The 21,956-nt window shown below is 45.3% G+C and carries 26 protein-coding genes; 18 read left to right on the forward strand and 8 right to left on the reverse strand.

Annotated elements, in window-relative coordinates:
- Positions 1-144 precede the first annotated feature (144 nt).
- On the reverse strand, positions 145-471 hold the full coding sequence (locus FBY58_RS02235; protein ID WP_141919293.1) for a YggT family protein: 327 nt from the start codon (positions 469-471) through the stop codon (positions 145-147).
- Between the two features lie 24 nt (positions 472-495).
- Positions 496-1,554, reverse strand: a complete 1,059-nt coding sequence (locus tag FBY58_RS02240) for a zinc-ribbon domain-containing protein (protein ID WP_141919294.1) — start codon at positions 1,552-1,554, stop codon at positions 496-498.
- A 205-nt stretch (positions 1,555-1,759) separates the two neighbouring features.
- On the opposite strand from FBY58_RS02240, the gene ftsE reads away from it, so the two are divergent.
- From ftsE to FBY58_RS02260, 4 genes are all read left to right on the forward strand, one after another.
- Positions 1,760-2,461: a cell division ATP-binding protein FtsE gene (gene ftsE, locus FBY58_RS02245; protein ID WP_141919295.1), complete on the forward strand. Its 702-nt coding sequence runs from the start codon at positions 1,760-1,762 to the stop codon at positions 2,459-2,461.
- Positions 2,458-3,339, forward strand: a complete 882-nt coding sequence (locus FBY58_RS02250) for an ABC transporter permease (RefSeq protein ID WP_141919296.1) — start codon at positions 2,458-2,460, stop codon at positions 3,337-3,339. Before ftsE ends, FBY58_RS02250 begins: the two co-directional genes overlap by 4 nt.
- A 31-nt stretch (positions 3,340-3,370) precedes the next feature.
- Positions 3,371-3,982, forward strand: a complete 612-nt coding sequence (locus FBY58_RS02255; RefSeq protein ID WP_141919297.1) for a YdcF family protein — start codon at positions 3,371-3,373, stop codon at positions 3,980-3,982.
- A 98-nt stretch (positions 3,983-4,080) separates the two neighbouring features.
- Positions 4,081-4,815, forward strand: coding sequence for a 1-acyl-sn-glycerol-3-phosphate acyltransferase (locus tag FBY58_RS02260; RefSeq protein WP_141919298.1), 735 nt, complete (start codon positions 4,081-4,083; stop codon positions 4,813-4,815).
- Positions 4,816-4,846: 31 nt separating this feature from the next.
- Here FBY58_RS02260 and tyrC read toward each other — a convergent pair whose 3' ends face one another.
- A complete protein-coding gene (gene tyrC, locus FBY58_RS02265) occupies positions 4,847-5,731 on the reverse strand; it encodes a cyclohexadienyl dehydrogenase (RefSeq protein ID WP_141919299.1) in 885 nt (294 codons plus the stop codon).
- Positions 5,731-6,840, reverse strand: a complete 1,110-nt coding sequence (hisC, locus tag FBY58_RS02270; protein ID WP_141919300.1) for a histidinol-phosphate transaminase — start codon at positions 6,838-6,840, stop codon at positions 5,731-5,733. Before hisC ends, tyrC begins: the two co-directional genes overlap by 1 nt.
- A 499-nt stretch (positions 6,841-7,339) precedes the next feature.
- On the opposite strand from hisC, the gene FBY58_RS02275 reads away from it, so the two are divergent.
- The 9 genes from FBY58_RS02275 (at position 7,340) to dapD (ending at position 14,806) form a co-directional block, all read left to right on the forward strand.
- Positions 7,340-7,747, forward strand: a complete 408-nt coding sequence (locus FBY58_RS02275; RefSeq protein WP_141919301.1) for an SUF system Fe-S cluster assembly regulator — start codon at positions 7,340-7,342, stop codon at positions 7,745-7,747.
- Positions 7,747-9,219 (forward strand): Fe-S cluster assembly protein SufB, encoded by a 1,473-nt coding sequence (sufB, locus tag FBY58_RS02280; protein ID WP_141919302.1) that lies wholly within the window; start codon positions 7,747-7,749, stop codon positions 9,217-9,219. The genes FBY58_RS02275 and sufB overlap by 1 nt, the downstream gene beginning before the upstream one ends.
- Before the next feature lie 14 nt (positions 9,220-9,233).
- Positions 9,234-9,986: a Fe-S cluster assembly ATPase SufC gene (gene sufC, locus FBY58_RS02285; RefSeq protein WP_141919303.1), complete on the forward strand. Its 753-nt coding sequence runs from the start codon at positions 9,234-9,236 to the stop codon at positions 9,984-9,986.
- Positions 9,983-11,104 carry a SufD family Fe-S cluster assembly protein gene (locus FBY58_RS02290; protein WP_141919304.1) on the forward strand — a complete coding sequence of 374 codons (1,122 nt, stop codon included), beginning with the start codon at positions 9,983-9,985 and terminating at the stop codon, positions 11,102-11,104. Before sufC ends, FBY58_RS02290 begins: the two co-directional genes overlap by 4 nt.
- Complete coding sequence (locus FBY58_RS02295) at positions 11,104-12,327, forward strand: aminotransferase class V-fold PLP-dependent enzyme (protein ID WP_185738189.1); 1,224 nt, start codon at positions 11,104-11,106, stop codon at positions 12,325-12,327. Before FBY58_RS02290 ends, FBY58_RS02295 begins: the two co-directional genes overlap by 1 nt.
- The gene (locus tag FBY58_RS02300) at positions 12,324-12,752 is read left to right on the forward strand and encodes an SUF system Fe-S cluster assembly protein (RefSeq protein WP_141919306.1); all 429 of its coding nucleotides are present in this window, start codon (positions 12,324-12,326) and stop codon (positions 12,750-12,752) included. Before FBY58_RS02295 ends, FBY58_RS02300 begins: the two co-directional genes overlap by 4 nt.
- Positions 12,753-12,784: 32 nt before the next feature.
- Positions 12,785-13,126: an iron-sulfur cluster assembly accessory protein gene (locus FBY58_RS02305; protein WP_141919307.1), complete on the forward strand. Its 342-nt coding sequence runs from the start codon at positions 12,785-12,787 to the stop codon at positions 13,124-13,126.
- Positions 13,127-13,273: 147 nt separating this feature from the next.
- The gene (locus tag FBY58_RS02310; protein ID WP_141919308.1) at positions 13,274-13,942 is read left to right on the forward strand and encodes a pyrimidine 5'-nucleotidase; all 669 of its coding nucleotides are present in this window, start codon (positions 13,274-13,276) and stop codon (positions 13,940-13,942) included.
- A gap of 33 nt (positions 13,943-13,975) precedes the next feature.
- Complete coding sequence (dapD, locus tag FBY58_RS02315; protein WP_141919309.1) at positions 13,976-14,806, forward strand: 2,3,4,5-tetrahydropyridine-2,6-dicarboxylate N-succinyltransferase; 831 nt, start codon at positions 13,976-13,978, stop codon at positions 14,804-14,806.
- 358 nt (positions 14,807-15,164) lie between these two features.
- On the opposite strand, the gene gmk is transcribed toward dapD, so the two are convergent.
- From gmk to FBY58_RS02330, 3 genes are all read right to left on the reverse strand, one after another.
- On the reverse strand, positions 15,165-15,815 hold the full coding sequence (gene gmk / locus FBY58_RS02320) for a guanylate kinase (RefSeq protein WP_141919310.1): 651 nt from the start codon (positions 15,813-15,815) through the stop codon (positions 15,165-15,167).
- 155 nt (positions 15,816-15,970) lie between these two features.
- A complete protein-coding gene (locus tag FBY58_RS02325; protein WP_141919311.1) occupies positions 15,971-16,438 on the reverse strand; it encodes a glycine zipper 2TM domain-containing protein in 468 nt (155 codons plus the stop codon).
- A gap of 133 nt (positions 16,439-16,571) precedes the next feature.
- Positions 16,572-16,970, reverse strand: coding sequence for an MAPEG family protein (locus tag FBY58_RS02330; protein WP_141919312.1), 399 nt, complete (start codon positions 16,968-16,970; stop codon positions 16,572-16,574).
- Between the two features lie 154 nt (positions 16,971-17,124).
- Here FBY58_RS02330 and FBY58_RS02335 point away from each other — a divergent pair, with 154 nt between their 5' ends.
- The 5 genes from FBY58_RS02335 (at position 17,125) to FBY58_RS02355 (ending at position 20,510) form a co-directional block, all read left to right on the forward strand.
- Positions 17,125-17,346 (forward strand): DUF2207 domain-containing protein, encoded by a 222-nt coding sequence (locus tag FBY58_RS02335; RefSeq protein WP_141919313.1) that lies wholly within the window; start codon positions 17,125-17,127, stop codon positions 17,344-17,346.
- Between the two features lie 250 nt (positions 17,347-17,596).
- Positions 17,597-18,706: an RluA family pseudouridine synthase gene (locus FBY58_RS02340; protein WP_141919314.1), complete on the forward strand. Its 1,110-nt coding sequence runs from the start codon at positions 17,597-17,599 to the stop codon at positions 18,704-18,706.
- Between the two features lie 109 nt (positions 18,707-18,815).
- A complete protein-coding gene (locus FBY58_RS02345) occupies positions 18,816-19,106 on the forward strand; it encodes a hypothetical protein (RefSeq protein WP_141919315.1) in 291 nt (96 codons plus the stop codon).
- Between the two features lie 26 nt (positions 19,107-19,132).
- A complete protein-coding gene (locus FBY58_RS02350) occupies positions 19,133-19,837 on the forward strand; it encodes an ATP12 family chaperone protein (RefSeq protein ID WP_141919316.1) in 705 nt (234 codons plus the stop codon).
- 28 nt (positions 19,838-19,865) lie between these two features.
- The gene (locus FBY58_RS02355) at positions 19,866-20,510 is read left to right on the forward strand and encodes an HAD family phosphatase (RefSeq protein ID WP_260432035.1); all 645 of its coding nucleotides are present in this window, start codon (positions 19,866-19,868) and stop codon (positions 20,508-20,510) included.
- 87 nt (positions 20,511-20,597) lie between these two features.
- On the opposite strand, the gene FBY58_RS02360 is transcribed toward FBY58_RS02355, so the two are convergent.
- Positions 20,598-21,635 carry a ribonucleotide-diphosphate reductase subunit beta gene (locus FBY58_RS02360; protein ID WP_141919317.1) on the reverse strand — a complete coding sequence of 346 codons (1,038 nt, stop codon included), beginning with the start codon at positions 21,633-21,635 and terminating at the stop codon, positions 20,598-20,600.
- Between the last annotated feature and the right edge of the window lie 321 nt (positions 21,636-21,956).

A 21,956-nucleotide genomic window follows, 5' to 3' on the forward strand; every position in this document is an offset into this window, starting at 1 on the left:
GCTTGCCATTACCGAAATTCAAAGAGAAAATTATAATTTTTTTATTAAAATGGGCAATAATCTATCTGCCATTTTATTGTGTTATATTATCTTTTCAAGATAAAATTAAAAATTTTATGTCATGAAACGGTAATTTTTATCACTTTATATATCGCCGTTAGTGAATCCATGGAACGGCATCATGTAAATATGGCTGACCATTTGGGGAATAATAAACTGGTTGATGATAAGAATAGCCATCAGCACCACAGCCGGAGAGAGGTCGATCGCGCCAAAATCAGGTAATATCTTGCGAATCGGTCGGTAAAGCGGTTCGGTTAACTGATCAAGCGTATAGACAATTTTACGAACAAATTCGTTGTCAGAATTAATGACATTAAAAGCGATGAGCCATGAGCATAAAGCCTGAATCAAAATAACCCACCACAATATATTGAGCATAAAATATATGATTTGTAATATTAAAACCATTTAATATCATCCTGATTACTGGAATTATTTGCCTGGTGCCGATAGAAAATCAATGCTGATATTCTTGGCTGTGGGAGGAATGTTAAAAGTAGCGCTATCGAATTGAGCGACTTCTTCTGGTTTTAAACTAGCGATTGGCGCAGGCGCGACCCAATTGAAAACAGATTGGCCTTTGTCATCGAGAAGGTCGATCCGTATGTCCGGCACCTTCAAGGGTTTGCTGTCGTGATTGACGATTTGCCCCGAGATAGACAGAAGTTCGTTATTGCTATTGGTGCGATGTCTTTCATTGGTGACATGCTCAATCGTCAAAGTATTCTCGGCTGTTTTGGCGGCTACCGATGCGGCAGTAGACGGCTTTTTATGCACAAAATAATAAGTAGTTGCAGCAATAAGCAAAACGATGAGGGCTGCAGCACTTCCCAAGACCCAGCTTTTCATCCATGGCTTTGTCGGATTGGCAGGCAAAGAAGCCCGACGGTTCCGGTAATCATAATTCTGGCTAAGATCCTCTTCCGGATCATTTGAAAAATCATATTCAGGGCTGGAAGAAGAAAGCTTGTAACTGAAGGATAAGAAACTTTCAGAATCGGGTTGTTGTGCTGAAAAGACATCCGTTTCAGTTTCGGCCGTTTTATCTTTGCCGGATGTAAAAGGTTTTTCCTGTGCAGACTGTCCCGCAGAAAAAGAGGCTGATTCCGTTTTGGGCTCGTTTTTTTCTTCCTGCACCGGAACCGCAAATTTTGTCGAAAAATTATTTGGTGCTATTTTTTCTGCGACATTCTCATCGAATGATGATGGGATATCTTGGTCTTTGTCAGAAGAAGAAGGCTGTTGCGATAAGGAGGATTCAAAATTTTCCTTGGGCGTGTTTTCTTCCTGAAGAGCATCTTCTGAAGAGGAAGAAACAGAATTTTCTGTATTTTTTGATTCAGAGATCGATGGTTCTGTATCATCACGACTATCAGGATAAGCGATCCAGCTATGACCGCAACTGGCACAACGAACGCGACGACCATTGGTCGTAATCATGCCATCTTGAACTTCATAATGGGTATGGCAGGCTGGACAGGTTAAAATCATGGCTCTTCTACGCTTGTATGAGGAGTATTTATGCCACTTAATCCGGTAAAGCACGCCTTGCTGACCGGAGCAAGCATCCGGTTGTTCGGAATGAGAACTGCTTTTTCCAAAACATGCTCAATAATAAGGTGCTTTACTGATATAAAGGCATTTTTTAATTTTGTCTTGTGGGATAGTTTACTTTGTTTTTAAAAAAGAGGCCTTTTTGAGCGCTATCGTTCAGTTTGATCATGTCCATTTTGCTTATAATGCAGGGACAGATATTTTATCCGATCTCAATCTGACATTTTTGCCAGGACAATTTTATTTTGTCACGGGCGCATCAGGGGCGGGCAAAACATCTCTGTTGAAAATGATCTATTTGGCATTGCGTCCTTATCGAGGCACTGTCCGGATATTTGGTGAAGACATAATGACTTTGCCGGAGCGCTATATCCCAGCTCTGAGGCAGCGTATTGGCATTGTATTTCAAGATTTTCGCTTAATCCCCGAGCTGAATGTTTTTGATAACATTGCGTTGCCTTTGCGGTTGGATAGAAAAAAAGAAAGCTTTATCCGTTCCACAGTTGGCCGAATTTTAATGCAGATTGATTTGCCAGATAAGGCGTTTCATTTTCCTGAAACTTTGTCCGGTGGTGAGCAGCAAAGGATAGCCATTGCGCGGGCGCTTATCCGTCGTCCTGAAATATTGGTAGCAGATGAACCGACGGGTAATATTGATGTCGGACTGGCAACGTCTATTTTGCATTTGTTATCAGCGCTGAGCAAAAGAGGCATGACGGTTATTATGGCAACCCATGACACGCATCTATTAGATAGAGTTCCAGGTGCCAGACATATCCGTTTAGGGAAAAAAGGCAGAGTGGAATCTGTGGCGCTTCTTGACCAATGGTCGCCTGTGAAATGAAAAAGCCGCAACTATTCACATTTCCTGATCAAAATCTTTTGGGAGAGGCGCCTCTTTCAAAAACGCTTTCATGGCTTGTCGCCTTGATGGTGGCGCTGATGGCCTTGGCGTTGCTTTTCGCTGTAGCGGTTCACCAGAGAGCTGTTTTTTTACACGGCCAGTTGGCTGATCGTTTGACGGTTCAGATTATTGAGGCCGATCCCGCCAGTCGAGATAGGCAGAAAGACACGGCGGTTGCAATATTACAAACTTTGCCTTCGGTTAAATCGGTTCATGCTTTGTCTCAGCAGGAATTAGAAAAACTGGTTGAACCATGGTTGGGGCCTGATGCTGAATCCGAGATCACTTTACCGGCCTTGGTCGACTTTACGATTTTACCTCATGGAAATCGGCAGTTAATCGCAGAGAAAATACATCGCGTTGCCCCGTCTGCGTCATTAGATGACCACGGTTCGAGTGGGGCTGCTTTGTTGGCTTTTTTAGATTTGGTAACCGGATTACTGTGGGGCGTTATCTTTTCGATCGCCATTGCAACAATCGCGATTATCGCCTTGGCTGTCCGTTCAGCGGTTAATAGCTGTCAGGATAAAATAATCTTGTTGTCCTTGTTGGGTGCTGAACGAAGCCGGATTGCCGGATTATTTCGATACAAAACCGGATATGCGGTTTTAAAGGGCAGTATTGTCGGGAGTGGGATCGCCGTTTTGTCTGCTATTTTATGTATCCGTTTATTGGTCGCTTTACCGACGCCTATTTTACATTCTGACAATATAAATTTTTTGCCACTGTTTTTTATCGCTTTTTTACCTATGGTGGCCGTTATAATAGGCGTTATGACAGCTCATATAATCGTTTTGCGGATGGTTGAAAAAAAATGACAGGACGCGGATTCTTCCCACGGTTTCAGTTATGAATGCAAAGGCTATTCTGGTTGGATCCTTCTGTTTTCTGATCAGTGTCTTTCTGCTGTGGATTGGAGGATTTTGGTTATTTCTGTCTTTCCATGCCCATCCAGCAACCCAAAAAATGACGGATGGTATTGTCGTTTTGACCGGTGGAGCAGGGCGGATTGATCGTGGCTTGATGATGTTGGAGCGGCATCAGGCTAAACGGATGCTGGTTTCAGGCGTTAATCGCCAAGTCAAAGCTGAAGAGTTGGCAGCGCTTTATAATATACCGTCCAATCTGATAGAATGCTGTGTTGATCTTGGAACGCAAGCGGTTGACACGAGCTCGAATGCCAAAGAAACGGCAGAATGGATCACGTTGCATCGATATCATTCTGTCCGTTTGATTACGACAGATTGGCATATGGCGAGAGCGCGTTTCGAGCTGTCATTAGTGATCGGCAAAAATATTCAGGTTGTTGAGGATGCGATCCCAAGCCATGCTGGCTGGCGCGTTTGGATTCTCGAATATTGCAAATATCTTTGGCGGCGCTTTAGCGTCGCGATCGGTTTTAATTCGATGGCCTATCCTTCGGCACCGGCCTCTATTTGGCGTTATTTTCATCAGAAATGATTTTTGTTGGCTTTTAGAAAAAGAATATTTTACTCAGCTGTCAAATTTATACCGTTTGATAATAGCTTCATTTTTATCCGGAATTTGGAACTGAATACATGATCGCCAAGTTACGCGCCGCGCTGTTTCTGGTACTATTTTATACCCTGACGGTTGTGATGATTTTTATGGCTTTTCCTTTGTTGTTGGGAAAGCAATCCGCCATGTGGCGTCAGGCTAATCGATGGGCACGGCTTCATAGTTTTTTATCCCGCCATATCATTGGCATCCATAGCGAATGGCTGGGCAATAAACCGGATAATATTTTTACCGAAGATCGCGTTTATCTGGTCGTGGCCAAGCATGAATCCATGTTTGAAACCTTGGAGTTGGTGCGATTTTTAGGACATCCAGCGATCATTCTGAAAAAAGAATTGGTGGATTTGCCGTTATTTGGTCGTTTGTTAAAAGCGCATGGTTCTATTCCGGTTGATCGGTCACGTTCTGCTGTGGCGTTAAGGCGCATGTTGCGTTTGGCCGGTGATGCGCAAAAGCAGGGGCGGTCGTTATTGCTTTTCCCAGAAGGAACCAGAGTTGCTCATGGTGATGCACCGGCTATTCGTGCTGGTTTTTATGGGCTTTATAAAATGTTGAATTTGCCTGTTGTGCCGATCGCGCTTGATAGCGGTTTGTTGTGGGGCAGTGGTTTGAATAAGAAAGCTGGTACTGTGCATTTCCAAGCAGGAGACGTTATTCCCGCTGGATTGCCAAGGAAGGAAGCCGAAGCATGCGTCCATGCAGCCATTAACAGTTTGAATAATGCAATAGAAAAGCCGTCAAAACAGCTGTCTTGACGGCTTGGCGTGATAGGGTTGTTACCAGATTTTAAGGATGGTGGATTTCATGATCCTTGTTCAATGACAAGCGGGCTTTTTGTGAATGCTTGAAATGATCAAGAAGATAATCACCATCTTGGGAGGCAATGGCTGTCCGAATGCGGGTAAGATCAGCGATGAAATGGTCTAGCACCGGTAAAAGTGCTGGTGCATTTTCTAGCATAATATCTTGCCAAATGCGAGGTTCAGAAGCCGCTACCCGTGTTGCGTCCCGAAAGCTGCCTGCCGAATAGCGCATGATCGGCGTTCGGCTTTTTTCTTCATAGCCAGAGACCATACCAATAAGCTGATAAGCAATGACATGGGGCAAATGGCTGGTTAATGCCAGAACGTGATCATGATGTTCAGCGGACATCAAATTAACCCGACCGCCTATATCTTCCCAATATTCGGCAATATGGGCAATCGCCTGTGCTGGAGTATGGGAATCTGGGGTCAGAATAACGGGATGACCCTGAAATAGCTGCGCAAAGCCGGCATCAGGGCCATTATTTTCTGTTCCTGCCAAGGGATGGCTGGGAACGATCACATGGTCAGGTAATGTATCTTGAAGCGTTTTAGCAACGCTCACTTTTACCGAGCCAGTATCGCAGATAATAACGTCTTTTTTTAAAGCCGGAGCCATTTCTGCCGCGACCGTGCCCATAGCCCTTACAGGCACGCATAGCAGAACTAGATCAGCGCCGCAGACAGCCTCTTGGATATCATCTGCGACCACGTCCCCAAGTTTGAGCACGCTTGCTCTTTCTCGAACAGATTCTGCATTATCATAGAGACTGACCGTAATATCAGGGCAATATGTCTTGGTTGCCCGTGCGAGAGATGATCCTATCAGTCCTAATCCAATAATGGCAATATGCTTGAAAGCCGTCACTAGAGCGCCTGTCTAACCAAGGAAGTTAAAATACGGGCAACGTCTCGCATATGTTGTTCGCTGCCAATGGTAATACGTAAAGCGTGGGGCAGGCGTTGTCCCGGCAACCATCTTGTAATGTAGCCTTGATCCATCAAAGCTTTATAGGCGGTTTCGGCGTTTACCATGCCTTCAAACAGCAACAGGGAGAAGTTGGCAGAAGAAGGAATAACACGAATGCCAGCATTGCTAAGCTGTGCCATTTCGTTTTCAAACCAGCCGCGCCATTTTTTGTTATGCTTGAAGCTGTTTTGGATGAACTCTTGATCTTGAAGGGCCGCTAATGCAGCTCTTTGTCCAGCGATGGTGACGTTGAAAGGCGCACGTATCCGGTTGAGCGCATCAATGATTTCAGGGCAAGCATAGCCCCAACCGATACGTTCCGCTGCCAATCCGTAGATCTTTGAAAAGGTGCGTGTGACCAGCACATTCCGTGCATTTTTGGCAAGTGCCAATGCCCCATCGTCACATTCAGGATCAAGATATTCGGCATAGGCCTGATCAATAACGAGCAAGCAGTTGCGCGGTAAGCCGTTATAAAGCTTTTCTACTTCTGCTTTGGTGATCCACGTTCCGGTCGGATTATTCGGATTGGCAATGAAGACAACCCGTGTTCGTGGCGTGACCGCCTTTAGCAAGGCATCAACAGAGCAGCGATAGTCATCATCAGGGGCTTCGACCGGCGTTGCGCCGACACGTCTGGCCGCGAGAGGATAAACAGAAAAGCTATATCTGGGGTATAGAACCTCGTCATCCTGTCCGGCATAGGCCCCTGCTGCCAAATGCAGAATTTCATCCGAGCCCGTACCATGAATAATCCGAGCCGGATCGAGGTTATAGCAAGAGCCAATGGCCTCACGCAGGGCAGTTGCCCCACTATCAGGGTAAAGAGAAAGGTCATCTGCAGATTGCAGATAGGCATCTTGAGCCTTGTGGCTGGTGCCTAGTGGGTTTTCATTGGATGAAAGCTTTACAGCCGGACGGCCATCCAATGTTTTGGATGATCCCGGAATGTAAGGCGCGATACTGTCAATCCAAGATTTCGGACGAAGTTCAGGTGCAGTCATAATAGCTCTTTGATTAAAATCCGGATAATAATGGCGCGCGTTAAAGGCTATCCTCGATATTTAATAGTCTTTAATTCATTTTAGAACAAAACGGTTTGATTTTATATCATTATTCATGAAATTTTTGCCGTTTTTTCATGTAAGTAAAAATGCAAATAAACATGTCGTTGGATAAGTTAATTTTTTAAATATTTGTAAAAATAAAAGTACATATCAGTGATATTGTTTAATTTTTCTTGGTAAAAAATATGTATTTTTTATTTTTTTAATTTTTACATAAATTTTTTAATTTTTTTACTCATGAATTTTTATCCAAAACGCATATATGTTTTTTCGATCGCTGTAATCAAATTAGCTGACCTTGACGATCATATCAACTATCTCCATGCTTAATCAGACAAATTTGGTCTTGTTTTTGATTCGGTTTGGTCTTGTAAAAAAATATTACTTTTTTCTGTTTTTTTGAAAAAAGATTATTTTAAAGTCAGGGTTTTTGGTTACTATGCGTCTTTCTAATCTGACAGATTATGCAGTCGTTGTACTTCGTCAGGTTGTAAATCATGGCGCGAGCACGAAATGTTTGACGACATTGACTATGGCCGAAAAAACAGGGCTGCCATTACCGACTGTGCAAAAACTGATGGGACGGTTGGCGGCGGCCCATCTGTTGATTTCTTTACGAGGAATGGGTGGTGGTTTCACATTGGCGCGTCCAGCGGAAGATATTAGCCTTGCAGATGTTGTTGAAGCCATAGAAGGGCCGATCGCTATGTCGTCATGTGAGAACAAAGAACCTCTTTGTAAATTTTCTGCCGAATGCGAGATGCGTCCACGCTGGCCTGAAGTAAACCGCACCGTCAGAAATGCCCTTGAAAGTATAAGTCTTAAAAGTCTTGCGGGAGCATCATAATGAGTGAGACAAAAAACGAAGCTGCACTGGAAGCATTAGCCCGCAATGACCGTTATGAATGGGGCTTTTCATCTGATGTAGATCAGGAATTCGCCCCAAAGGGATTAAACGAGGATATCGTCCGTTTTATTTCGGCCAAGAAAAACGAGCCCGAATGGATGCTGCAATGGCGATTAGAAGCCTATAAGCGCTGGCAAGAAATGGAGATGCCCCATTGGGCAAAATTGAAGCTGCCTGAAATCGATTATCAGGACGCCTATTACTATGCCGCGCCTAAAGCCAAGCCAAAGATTGAGTCTTTGGATGAAATTGATCCTGAAATCAGAAAAACCTATGAAAAGTTAGGTATTCCGATTGAAGAGCAGAAGGTTCTGGCCGGTGTCTCTGGCGCGCGTGAAGTGGCTGTCGATGCTGTTTTTGACTCCGTTTCTGTGGCGACAACTTTTCGTGAAAAATTGCAGGAAGTGGGCGTTGTTTTTCTGTCTATTTCAGAGGCAATTCGAACCTATCCTGATTTGGTAAAACGTTATTTAGGACGGATTGTCCCAGTTAGAGATAACTATTTCTCTGCCCTCAATAGTGCTGTTTTTTCGGATGGAACCTTTGTCTATATTCCGGAGGGCGTGCGCTGTCCGATGGAATTATCGACTTACTTTCGGATTAATGCCGCAAATACCGGACAGTTTGAAAGAACTCTGATCGTCGCAGATAAAGGGGCTTATGTCTCTTATCTGGAAGGATGCACGGCACCGCAACGGGATGAAAATCAGCTTCATGCGGCGGTTGTTGAAATCTTTGTCCATGAAGATGCCGAAGTTCGCTATTCAACGGTGCAAAACTGGTATCCCGGTGACGAGAATGGCCGTGGTGGTATCTATAATTTTGTGACCAAGAGGGCGCTATGCGATGGTGCCCGTTCCAAAGTCAGTTGGACGCAGGTTGAAACGGGTTCTGCGATTACCTGGAAATATCCTTCTTGTATTCTTAAAGGGGAGGAATCGGTTGGGGAATTCTATTCAGTTGCCCTGACTAATAATTACCAGCAGGCTGATACCGGCACGAAAATGGTGCATATCGGCAAGAACAGTCGTTCCACCATTATTTCAAAGGGTATTTCTGCCGGTCATTCCGACAATACCTATCGTGGTCTGGTGAAGGTCGGTGGTGCCGCCGAGAATGTCCGTAACTTTACCCGGTGCGACTCCCTGCTGATTGGGGATAAATGCGGAGCGCATACAGTTCCCTATATCGAGGTCAAAAATCCTTCTGCCAAAGTCGAGCATGAAGCGACCACCTCGAAGATTTCTGATGATGAACTTTTCTATGCCAGACAGCGTGGGCTGAATGAAGATGAGGCCGTGGCCTTGATCGTCAATGGTTTTGCTCGTGATGTTTTACAAAAACTGCCGATGGAATTTGCAATCGAAGCCCAAAAATTATTGGGGATCAGCCTTGAGGGTGCGGTTGGCTAACAGGAGATAATTCAATGAGTAAGTTGTTAGAAATTCGTAATCTTCGCGCTGAAGTCGATAACAAGCAGATTCTTAAAGGCTTGAATCTTGAGATAGGTGCCGGAGAAATCCACGCCATCATGGGGCCAAACGGGGCGGGTAAATCCACTCTTTCCTATGTTCTGTCCGGTAAGCCCGGTTATACTGTGACCGATGGTTCAGCACTTTTCATGGGCAAGAACCTGTTTGATATGGAGCCCCATGAGCGCGCCGCTGCTGGCTTGTTTTTAGGATTCCAATATCCGGTTGAGATTGCAGGCGTTTCGAACCTTCATTTTTTGAGAGCTGCCGCCAATGCCCAGCGGAAAACCCGTGGGGAAGATGAAATTTCTGCCGGAGAATTCATCAAGATTGCAAGTAAAGAAGCCAAAGCCTTGGGGATTAATCCCGAGATGTTAAAACGTCCGGTTAATGTTGGCTTTTCAGGCGGCGAAAAGAAGCGCAACGAAATGATGCAAATGGCCGTTTTGCAGCCCAAATTGGCTATTCTGGATGAAACCGATTCGGGTCTGGATATCGATGCTTTGCGGATTGTCAGTGAAAGCATCAATCGCGTTATGCGGCAGCCGGATCGCTCGGTTTTGTTAATTACCCATTATCAACGTTTGCTTGACCATGTGAAGCCCGATTTTGTCCATGTCTTGGCCAAAGGGCAGATTGTCCGTTCCGGTGGCCCTGAATTAGCTTTGGAACTGGAACGGGAAGGTTACGGGGAGTTGGTAGCATGACGAAAGTCGAAGAAAGCAGGGGGGATGCAGTTGCAAAACCTGTTTTAACGCTGCCTTCACCGCATAACGAGGATTGGCATTGGTCTCGTTTGAATGCTTTGGAAGCCTTGTCAGGCGAAGAGCATGGGCAGTTTCCGTTACCTAATCAGTCTTCTTTCTGGTCAGGTTTGACGGGCCCCAAATTGTTATTTGTGGATGGAGTATATCAGGCAGAAGCTAGCCATGCAGGCCCTGTCAAAGTTGAAGCGGTTACAGAAAAAAGCCAAAACCCATTGGGGAAAATGACCAATGGTCAGATCGGCTGGACGCTCAATCTCGAAGAAACTTGCGCTGAACCTATCGAAATTTTGTATTTGGGTAGTGGCGGGGCATATCATATGCCTTCATCCATCCGACTGGCTAAAAATGTTTCGGCGACCTTGGTTGAGACTTATGCAGGGCAGGGCTGGAGTAACCGTTTTTCCTATTTTGACCTCGGTGAGAATGCTCGCTTGCAGCGTTTGGCGCGTTTGTCCTGCGAAGGCGGTTTTACGTCCTTGATCGAAGAAGGCAGCCTTGGTGAAAAAGCTTGCCTGATAACCGATTGGATTGGCAACAAAGGTGCCGATAGTCGGATAGATCAACGTTTTGATCTAAATGCATCCGGTGCAGAATTAATGAGCGGTGGCGCATTTCTGGCAAGAGAAAAGCAGCGTCATGATATCATGATTATCACTCGTCATATTGCTGAAGGGTGCCAGAGCCGTCAGAAATTAAGAGCGTTAGCTGACGATCAATCAACGGTTAGTTTGGCGGTTCGGACAGAAGTTGCATCCTCTGCCCAGAAGAGTGATGGCGAGCAATCTTTGAAAGGTTTGCTCTTATCTCGCGATGCGACGGTTAATATGAAGCCGGAGCTGGAAATTTACGCCGACGACGTTAAATGCGCCCATGGTGCTGCCGTTGGTGAACTTGACCCACAGGCACTGTTTTATCTGGAATCCCGTGGTATTGACCCAGAAGAGGCTAAAGACCTTTTGATTCAGTCTTTTGTCATGGAAGCCTTTATTTCGAAGCCGGATAGCCTTTTATATTCGACATGGCTGCATGATACAGAACATTGGGCAGGAGAAAAATGATGAGCTCGTTAGCAGAGATCGACAGCATTCCTGATTTCAAGCATCGTGCTGATTTTCCGGCTATCCCTGAAAACTGGTCTTATTTGGATAGCGCCGCTACCGCCCAAAAACCAAAAGAGGTGATAGACGCTATCTATAAAGCCTACGCTGTCGATTATGCGACTGTGCATAGAGGCGTTTATAGTCGGTCTGCTGATATGACGATTGCCTATGAAAAGGCACGTGAAAAAATTGCGCGCTTTATTGGCGCCAAAACAGCCGATGAGATCGTCTTTGTTCGTGGTGCGACAGAAGCGATCAATTTGGTTGCCCAGACTTGGGGCGCGGCCAATTTAAAGCAAGGCGACCGCATTCTTATCAGCCAATTGGAACATCATAGCAATATCGTGCCATGGCAGCTTTTACGTGATCGTATTGGTTTTGCGATTGATGTCATTCCTTTGGATGACGAAGATCGGATCGATCTTGATGCGGCGGCTGACATGATCAGACCAGAACATAAACTGGTTTCTCTTGCGCATATATCGAATGTGCTGGGTTCTGTCCTTGATGTCTCTAAAGCCAGAAAAATTGCCGATAGTGTCGGTGCCAAGCTTTTGATTGATGGTTGCCAGTCGGCTCCGCATTTGTCGGTTGATGTCGCTGAACTCGGATGTGATTTTTTTGTTTTTTCCGGCCACAAGCTTTATGGCCCGACCGGCATTGGTGTTTTATGGGCTAAATCGGATGTTTTAGCTTCAATGGCACCTTGGCAGGGTGGTGGTGCCATGATCGATCAGGTTACTTTTGAAAAAACAACCTATCTGGATCCGCCTGCCCGTTTTGAAGCGGGAACGCCGCATATTGTCGGTAGTTTGGGCATGGCTGCGGCCATTGATTATCTGGAAAAGATCGGCATGGATGCGCTTGCCCGCCATGAAGCCGCTTTGACCAAAGCTGCGAGAAAGCGTTTGAAAGATGTCAAAGGACTCCGTTTATTTGGCTCTGATGATAGCGCCGCTATTTTAAGTTTTTCGATCGAAGGTATTCATCCTCATGATATCGGCACTATCTTGGATGAAGAGGGTGTCGCGATTAGAGCCGGTCACCATTGCGCTCAGCCTCTTATGGCTCATTTGAATGTGCCTGCGACGGCAAGAGCCAGCTTTGGTCTTTATAATGAAGAAAAAGACATTGAACGTTTGGCAGCCGGGCTTTCGAGAGTAGTGAGTATTTTCTTATGACTAATATCGAACAAGAATCGGAAATACCTTCGGGAACACCTTCAGAAGAGGCTTCTGGAAACGAACCAGTCGCTCGGAAACAGGATTATCTGGAAGGTTTTGGCGCAGAAAAGCCAGATAAAGAGAAGCTGAAGGCTGAAATCGTTGAAACCTTGAAGGATATTTATGATCCGGAAATTCCGGTCAATATTTATGATCTCGGTTTGATTTACGATATTGAAATCGGTGATGACAATCACGCGGTTATCAAAATGACGTTGACCACCCCGAATTGTCCGGTCGCAGGATCAATGCCTGCCGAAATCGAATTACGGGTTGGCCAGATTAAAGGTATTGGTGCCGTCGAAGTCGAACTGGTTTGGGATCCGCCTTGGGGTATGGATCGCATTAGCGATGAAGCCAAGCTTGAGTTAGGGCTTCTTTAATAACGACGAACAGATTTAAAGGGAGTGCAGAAATGGCGAATACTTCTGCTGTAATTACCTTAACGCCTAGTGCAAAAGCCCGTATAAAAAAGTTGTTATCCGAAGCCCCTGAAGGCACGATTGGTGTAAAGCTTTCTACGCCTAAAAAAGGATGTTCGGGGTTAAGCTATTCCCTTGAATATACGGATAAAGCTGGAGCATTGGACGAGCGCATTATTGTTGATGACGCGGTTTTGTTTATCGACAACGCTTCGCTTCTTTATCTGATCGATTCAGAAATGGATTGGATCGAAGATGATTTCCAAGCGGCCTTCCAGTTTAAAAATCCAAACGCGACCGGTATGTGTGGTTGTGGCGAAAGTTTTACCGTCTGATAATTCTATTTTTATGGATTAAAGAAACGCGTTTTCCTTAGAAAACTGTTAGATGTTAAGACCTTGTCGAATTTTCTTTTTGACAAACAAGCCGTTATAGGCAGACATTGATGACTTCTACATTGTCTCAGTGACAAGGCGCCAGTTATGAATTCTAGTTTACAGCATATCGAGAATTGGATTTTTGACCTCGATAATACGCTTTATCCTCCTGACGCTGATCTTTTTACCCATATAGATAAGCGCATGGCTTATTATATTTCGGTGAAGTTGAACCTGCCGCTGGAGAAATCCCAGAAATTGCAGCAGGATTACTATTTGAAATATGGTGCCTCTTTGGTTGGGTTATATCGGTATCACAATATCGATCCTTATGAATATCTGGCCTATGTCCATAATATCGAAATGAACAGCCTGTCTCCCGATCTTGAATTGAGAAAATCAATCGAGAATTTACCGGGGCGGAAATGGATTTTCACCAATGGCGATCAACCTTATGCAGAACAGGTTTTAGAGCGCCGTGGGTTGTCCGGTGTGTTCGAAGGAGTCTTCGATATTCATTCTTCGCAATATCGTCCGAAACCTGACCCATCCTGTTATCAACTAATGTTAGAGAAGTTTCAGGCTGAACCGGAGCAATCGCTTTTCGTTGACGATATGGCCTGTAATTTATTGCCGGCCAAAGATCAGGGTATGACCACCGTTTGGGTCAATCATGGATTGAAAGGACAGGATGGCCATATTACGGAAGGCCATGAAAAGATTGATTACGAAATTTATGATGTCGGTTCTTGGTTAAAAGAGATAACAGCGTAAATTCAATTTATTGTTATAAAGAAAGAAATCAGGATGTCTGATCTTATCAAGATTATCGACCAAGCCTTTGAAGACCGTGCAAAAATTACGCCGGCTACAGGTGGTGAAATTGCCGAAGCCGTTGAAGAAGCTTTGGCCTTATTGGATTCCGGTAAAAGGCGCGTTGCTGAACCGGGCGCAAACGGTGAATGGGTTGTCAACCAGTGGTTGAAGAAGGCTGTTCTTTTGTCTTTCCGTCTGACCGGTAATGCACCAATGAATGGTGGTTATGACAAAGTGCCGCTGAAATATGCCAATTGGAGCGAAGAGCAGTTCCAAAAAGCCGGTTTCCGTGCTGTTCCAGGTGCAGTTGTTCGTCGGGGCGCCTTTATTTCAAAAGGTGCGGTTTTGATGCCGAGCTTTGTTAATATCGGTGCTTATGTTGGCGAAAACACCATGGTTGATACATGGGCAACCGTTGGTTCTTGCGCTCAGATCGGTGCCAATGTTCATATTTCAGGTGGTGCTGGCATCGGCGGCGTTCTTGAACCATTGCAGGCTGGCCCTGTTATTATTGGTGATAATGCTTTCATCGGTGCACGTTCTGAAGTTGCCGAAGGTGTTACTGTTGGTGAAGGTGCCGTTCTGTCGATGGGCGTCTTTATTGGGGCTTCGACCCGTATCGTGGATCGTGCAACTGGCGAAATCCACATGGGTAAAGTGCCACCTTATGCTGTGGTTGTTCCGGGCAGCTTGCCGGGTAAGCCTTTGCCGGATGGTCGCCCGGGACCTTCGCTTTATTGTGCCGTTATTGTTAAAACAGCCGATGAACGCACTCGTTCAAAGACCAGCATTAACCAGCTGTTGAGAGAAGCTCAAAACTAAGTTTTCTTGCGAGAATTATTCAATGAAAGGTCGGTATTATGCCGGCCTTTTGTTGTTTTGGTCATCTGTTTTGAAAATAAGAAATCGTGTCAGAATAGGCTTATATCTTTAATCATTCGATCTAAGAGCTAAATTAACCCAGAAATAGCTAGATCACGAATTGTGGAGTGATTTCCTGCTGGAAATAAAAGCAGTTTTTAGGAAAGAATGCCCAATTTCGAAGGGGCATAAAGACTTATCAAAATAGAGTTGGGATATGAAAAGGCAGTTTAGAAAGCGATTTAGATAAAGCTTAATCAAAGTGGTTTTGACCGCCCTCCGGTAAAGATACCGGAAAAGCGGAAAATGATAGGAATTTCTAGTCTTCAGGTGGTGCCAATAATTTGCGGGTAAAGCCGATAAGGCCGATTTGACGACGGCGCTTAATTCTTTCGACCGTCAGAATATTTTTTACTTGCTTAACGCATTCATCCATATCGTCATTGATTAACACGTAATCATAGCCATCCCAGTGACTGATTTCGCTGGCAGCGCGTGCCATTCTTTTCTGGATGACTTCTTCAGAATCCGTTCCACGTCCTCTTAATCGACGCTCCAACTCTTCAAAAGAGGGCGGCAGGATATAAACGCGGATGGTGTCACCGCTGGCTTGTTGCCAGAGTTGCTGCGCACCTTGCCAGTCGATATCAAAAAGAACGTCTTGTCCTTTATGAAGCATATCCTCGACAGGGGCGCGAGGTGTTCCATAACGGTTATCAAAAACATGTGCCCATTCCAGAAGCTGGTTTTCGGCGACCATGTTTTTGAAAGTAGGGACATCGACGAAATGATAGTCAACGCCATCTACTTCCCCCGGCCTTTTCGGGCGGGTGGTAACAGAGACCGACAGATGAATTTCTTCATCATCGGCAAGTATTCTACGGGCAATAGTGGACTTACCTGCACCAGAGGGTGAGGATATGACAAAAAGAAGTCCACGGCGGGCTAGTCGAAAATTAGCTGAAGGCATGGCAACCTTTTGCCTAAGCTGAGATGAAGGTCAAGGGGGAGAAGATAAGAATAACGCAGAAATAGAATATAATATAAGGCTATAGAAATAACAAAGGACGCATTTTGGAAAATGCGCCCTTGTTTGAAGGAATCAGTTTTGTTCGGACGATAATATCAACGGCAACGGATTTTGTTGCGATCAATCTGTCGACCAATAAGAGCGCCACCACCTGCGCCCAAAAGGGTACCAATGGTCTTGGAACCACCCGGCGCGATGACATCACCGAGTAAGCCGCCACCCAGCGCACCAATAATGGTACCGGTCGTACCATCAGAGCGATGGCAATAATAACGGCCATCACCGCCGCGATATATACGATCATTGGGGCCTAAACGGGAGTCACGATAGCCACCGCCGCGACGACCACCGCCGCCACCGCGACCATAATAGCCATCATCACGGCCACCACCGTTGCCACCGCGATAACCACCGCGGTCATCTCTATTATCCCGCCCCTGATATCTGCCATCATTGCGGTCACCGTAGTAATTCGGCGGAGGTGATCCTCCCGGCGGTTGCGCCTGCACCGCTGATAAAGGCGCCATCAATATGAGTGCCAGAGCAAACGATAACCGTTTCACTGTTTTGTCCTCTCGCTCGGAAATTATTTAAGCATCATAAAAAATGATGTGTTGTTGAGTTACTTTTACAACCTTAAATATGAGCGTAGGATTAAGAAATAGAACAGCCAATTGAAATGTTTCTATCCAAATCTCAACAAAAAATAAGGATGATCTGTCCAATTAGGCCGATAATACCGGCTATCCATATGATGCTGCGTAAATAGGGAACACCAAAAGCATAAAGTGGTAAATAAATCAGGCGAGAACCGACATATAATTCCGCCGTTATTTCGCTGTAATAACCATTATGCCCGAGATAGAGATTCGCCAGTAATGCGCCAATGAATAAGGGAAGTGTTTCAAAGAGATTGGCCTGAGCGCGGCTTAATCTTCCTGCCATGGGAGAAGGGGGAGGAAGGGTTTCGTCTCTCGTACCGACATTCCATTTATAGCCGTATTGACGTGTCTTGAAATGGGCAGCCAAAAAAATCTGTAATAATGCCAGCAATAACACTATACCCAAAAGGTAAAATTCAGGCGGCTTGGTCATAAAAATCCTTTTGTATTTGGGCTAGTGATAGCCTTTTTGTTATGGGGTGGAAAATTTTATCCCGAACCAAGGATTCTGGGGAATCAATAATTCCGCCATAATCGATGATTATCGTCACTGATATTATCGTAAATTAGACAGGATATAGATAGCTATGGCCAATATACTTTCGGTGCTTATTGGTTTTGTCTCTTTAATTTCAGTTGCTGTCGCTTTCCTGCCTTTTTTTGGATGGTTGAACTGGATTATTATCCCGTTACCTGTCATCGGTTTAGCGATTGGATGTCTTTCCAGAAAAATGAGTGGTCGCCGTATTAATATATTGGCTATTTTGCTGGGCTTATTCCGCCTTATTATTGGTGGAGGCATTTTCTAGGGAAAGCCGTTCCATCTCTAATGTATTAGGTAAAATGACATGCTGTTTTAGAAGGGCGGTGACGCTGCCTTTCTCTGGCTAATTTTTGCCAATCGTTTTATAAAATCCCGTTATTTCCAGATTTTCTTCCAAGGATATCTATGCCTTTCCCTGTTAAAACCGAAATATCCGGTCAGCGATGTCGGACGTTATTATTTCGGAATCTATCTTATTTAACTCTGTATTTTGTTCCTGCCGGAGGGGAAGGTTAATGAGCGACAATGTTCGTAATTTTATCGTCGATGATGACGATGATGGTATCCGTCTTGATCGTTGGTTTCAGCGCCATTTACCGGATACTGGTTTTGCCCGCATAGCGCGTTGGACAAGAACCGGGCAGATCCGTCTGGATGGTCATCGGGCTTCCCCCGGATCAAGAATTTTAGCCGGACAGTCCATTCGGGTACCGCCTGCGGAGCCCAATGTCCAAAATGATCGCCCGACAAAACCGTCACGTCCGGAATTATCCGAAGCCGAGGTTGAGTTTGCGCGTTCCTTAGTCATCCATCGGGATAATGCCGCAATCGTTGTGAATAAACCGGCGGGATTGGCCACCCAAGGCGGGACAAAAACGCATTACCATTTGGATGGTTTATTGGATGGGTTGCAGTTTGATGCCCCATCACGTCCGAAATTGGTGCATCGTCTAGATAAAGATACATCAGGTGTTCTGCTGCTCGCTCGTTCGGCAAACAATGCCAGTATTTTTTCCAAAGCCTTTTCAGGACGGACTGCCCATAAAGTTTATTGGGCATTGGTTGTGGGTGTGCCATCCATTACCGAAGGTCTGATCGATTTGCCTTTGGCACGTCAGCCGGGCAGCGGCGGCGAAAAAATGCATGTGGATGAGGAAAACGGTGCGCATGCAAAAACGCTTTATCGCGTTATCGAGCGTGCCGGCAATGCAGCATGCTGGTTAGAATTACAGCCTTTGACTGGTCGTACCCATCAGCTGCGTGCTCATCTTTCTGCTATTGGCTTTCCGATTGTCGGCGATGGTAAATATGGTGGCAAAGAAGCCTTTTTGACCGGTGGTGTCAGCCGGAAAATGCATCTTCATGCCAGACGTTTGGTTATACCCCATCCCAATGGCGGCAATCTAGATGTGCATGCCGATTTGCCGGAGCATTTTCTGGAAAGTATGAGCTTGCTCGGTTTTGATCTCGAAAATGGCTATGATCAGCCTCTGAATGGCGAAAAAGTCATTGATAAAGAAGCCGAAAAAATTGCCGAGGGACGTCGCGCGCGTGACCGCCGTCGAGCAAGAAAAGGGGAAAGACGTAACCGCTCTTCACTGCGGGGACAGGATCGGAAACGGTAGTTTGCCGTCCTTTTTCTGGTTTTGCTTTTGAACTTTGCCTATGCTGCTTTGGTGCAGCATAGCATTTTATTATCTATCCTACCGGCAATAGCAAAAGAAGTGTGGCAGCGTGATTCCCAAAAATGCCTATAACCGGATAGCCCGACAATTAAATCAGGCGGGAGAAAATAGCCGACAATGGAAGGAAAGTGCCTTCGGTATTGTTAAGGCTTGTCGGCGGCGGATGTTTGTCCTGTCAGCTTGTCGGGTGGTTGGGGCTTTATTGCTGACTTTTGCTATTTTCCTGTTGCAGACGCCCCGTTTCTTTCCATGGGATCAACGGTGGCTGGATGCTATGGTTGTTACCAGTTTCGTTATTATGCTGATCCCTCAGATATTGATCAGGTGGCAAAAGCCATAAATTGAAAAGAGACGAGTTTTCCTGACATGAAAAGAAAACGTTTTTATAAAGAAGTCGCGGTTGAAAATGCAGAAACCGGCTTTATCGTAAAACTCGATAATCGTCAGATCATGACTCCGGCCAGAAATCCTTTAATTCTGCCGACTCGCGCTTTGGCTGAAGCCATTGCCGAAGAATGGAGCAAACAAACAAAGGAAATAGATCCAGAGTCGATGCCTATAACCGGCTATGCTAATGCGGCGGTTGATCTAGTGCCGGACAGATATGACGACTTCGTCGCTGGTATTCGGCAATTCGCGGAAAGCGATGTGACCTGTTACCGTGCTGAAAGCCCCCAAAGTTTGGTCAATTTAGAAATTGAATTATGGGAGCCTTTGCTGGAATGGGCAGAAAAACGCTTTGATATCCATTTCCATCGGGTTGCCGGTATTATTCATAAAAAACAGCCTGAATTAACCTTGGAACGTATCGGGACGGCTGTTTCCGATTTTAATAATTTTGAGATCGTCGCACTGACGCAATTATCAACTATTTCAGGATCACTGGTTATTCCGCTTGCTATACTGGCAGATGAAATTACACCTGAAAAAGCTTTTGATGCCGCTCATATCGACGAAATATGGCAGGCTGAACAATGGGGGCAGGATGAAGTTGCGGCCAACGCCCTTAAGCGCCGACGTCGTGATTTTCTAGCAGCTGCCCGTTTTTTCAGTCTGGTAAATACAAACTAAAAACGGTCAAAACCGGTTAAAAGGAAGGATGGCTGAAATGACAGGGCAAAAATCATGGGCTTTTTTAGCCCAAAATGATTTGGGGGAAGGCGAAGCCCCTCTCGCTTTGATTTTCGATTGCGATGGCACTTTGTTGAATAGTTTGCCCGTTTATGAACGCGCTTGGCGCGCAACATGGGGTGAATTAGGCTATTCCATGGATCATAGCTGGTATCAGCCTCGTTCCGGATTTTCCGAAGATAATCTGATCTCGGCTTTTGAAGAAAAAATCGGCAAGAAAGTCGATCATACCGCCATTTCCGAGAAGATCAGAACTCATTATCTTGCCAACATACAGCATGTTGTCGAAATCACCCCGATCGCTGATATTGCGCGTAATGCCTATGGGTTTTTTCCTATGGCTGTAGCCTCTTGTGCACCGCGTGCTTTGTTGGTCGAAGGCTTGAAAATGGTCGGCTTGTTCGATTTGTTTAATGTCGTTCTTTCAGTTGACGATATCGGCATACCGAAACCAGCACCGGATATTTTCTTGAAAGCGGCCGAAATATTGGGTGTTAAGCCAGAAAAATGTCTGGTTTTTGAGGATAGTGTGACCGGATTTGAGGCCGCTGAACGTGCCAATATGCCGGTAATTGATGTGGTTCCGATGGTTTCTGGTAATATGAAAGACTAAATTCTAAGCGCTTTCTCTGGAATGCAAAAGAAAGGCCATGCAAACGCATGGCCTTTCTTGATTCATCGGGTTTGATTCAGCTTTGTCTTAAGCTGGAAATAAGCCGTTTTCATCATCTGCATTTGCAATCGACGCTATATTCGATTGAGCGCTTCGACGCTGATCAAATGCACCCCAAACTTCATTCCAGTCACCTCTAGTGGCGGCTTTGGAATATTCAGTTGAGCGGGTTTCAAAGAAATTCGCATGTTCGACGCCATTTAAAAGCGGGGTCAACCAGGGCAATGGATGTTCTTCGATCATATAAATCGGTGAAAGACCAAGCTGGCTTAAGCGCCAATCCGCAATATAGCGGATATATTTCTTGATTTCTTTCGGGGTCATACCTTCAACAGGCCCCATTTCGAAAACCAGATCAATAAAGGCATCTTCAATTCTGACTGTTCTCTGGCAAACATTGAGGATGTCTTCTTTGACTTCTTTGGTCAGGCATTGGCGTTCCTGACAGAAGGTATGGAACAACCGGATAATGCCTTCGCAATGGAGAGATTCATCACGAACGCTCCATGAAACAATCTGCCCCATGCCCTTCATCTTGTTAAAGCGAGGGAAGTTCATCAGCATCGCGAAGCTGGCGAAAAGCTGGAGCCCTTCGGTGAAACCACCCATCATCGCGAGCGTGCGGGCAATATCCTGATCACTGCCCACATCAAAGGTGGCCAGGTAATCATGTTTGTCTTTCATTTCTTTATATTGAAGGAAAGCCGAATATTCGGCTTCGGGCATTCCGATGGTATCAAGCAAATGGGAATAGGCTGCAATATGAACCGTTTCCATATTACTAAAAGCCGTCAGCATCATTTTAACTTCGGTCGGGCGGAAAATCCGGCTGTATTTATCGAAGTAGCAATCCTGCACTTCGACATCAGCTTGTGTAAAGAAACGGAAAATCTGGGTTAACAAATTGCGTTCGTGATCGCTGAGCTTTTGCGCCCAATCCCGACAATCTTCGCCTAGCGGCACTTCTTCGGGAAGCCAATGAAGCTGTTGCTGCCGCTGCCAAAATTCAAAAGCCCATGGATACTCGAAAGGCTTGTAAACGGGCGATGCCTTAAGCAGGGACATAATGGCTGTTCCTTTGTAGAATGGAGATGTCGATCGAATCTGGCGATGCTAGCCTGTCGATTCTGAAAAAGATGTAGGACTCTACATATAGTGTTATAAAAAGTTTAGTAGCCATACATATAGAATATATAAAAATAGCTTATCAAAAAAATCACTCAAATTTTATCTGTGACCTAGCCAAAATGGCCGCTTTTGTGATTCATCGCTGTTTATGGCTATAAAGATAAAAAGAGGGGCTATCTCTCTTTAAAATTTTTGTTAGAAAAAGCCGCCATTGATAGAAACTATAACTTATCGGATATCCAAGGCCGGAGACTGGGA

It is taken from the genome of Zymomonas mobilis (assembly GCF_006715975.1).
In the GTDB taxonomy this organism is placed as follows: domain Bacteria; phylum Pseudomonadota; class Alphaproteobacteria; order Sphingomonadales; family Sphingomonadaceae; genus Zymomonas; species Zymomonas mobilis_B.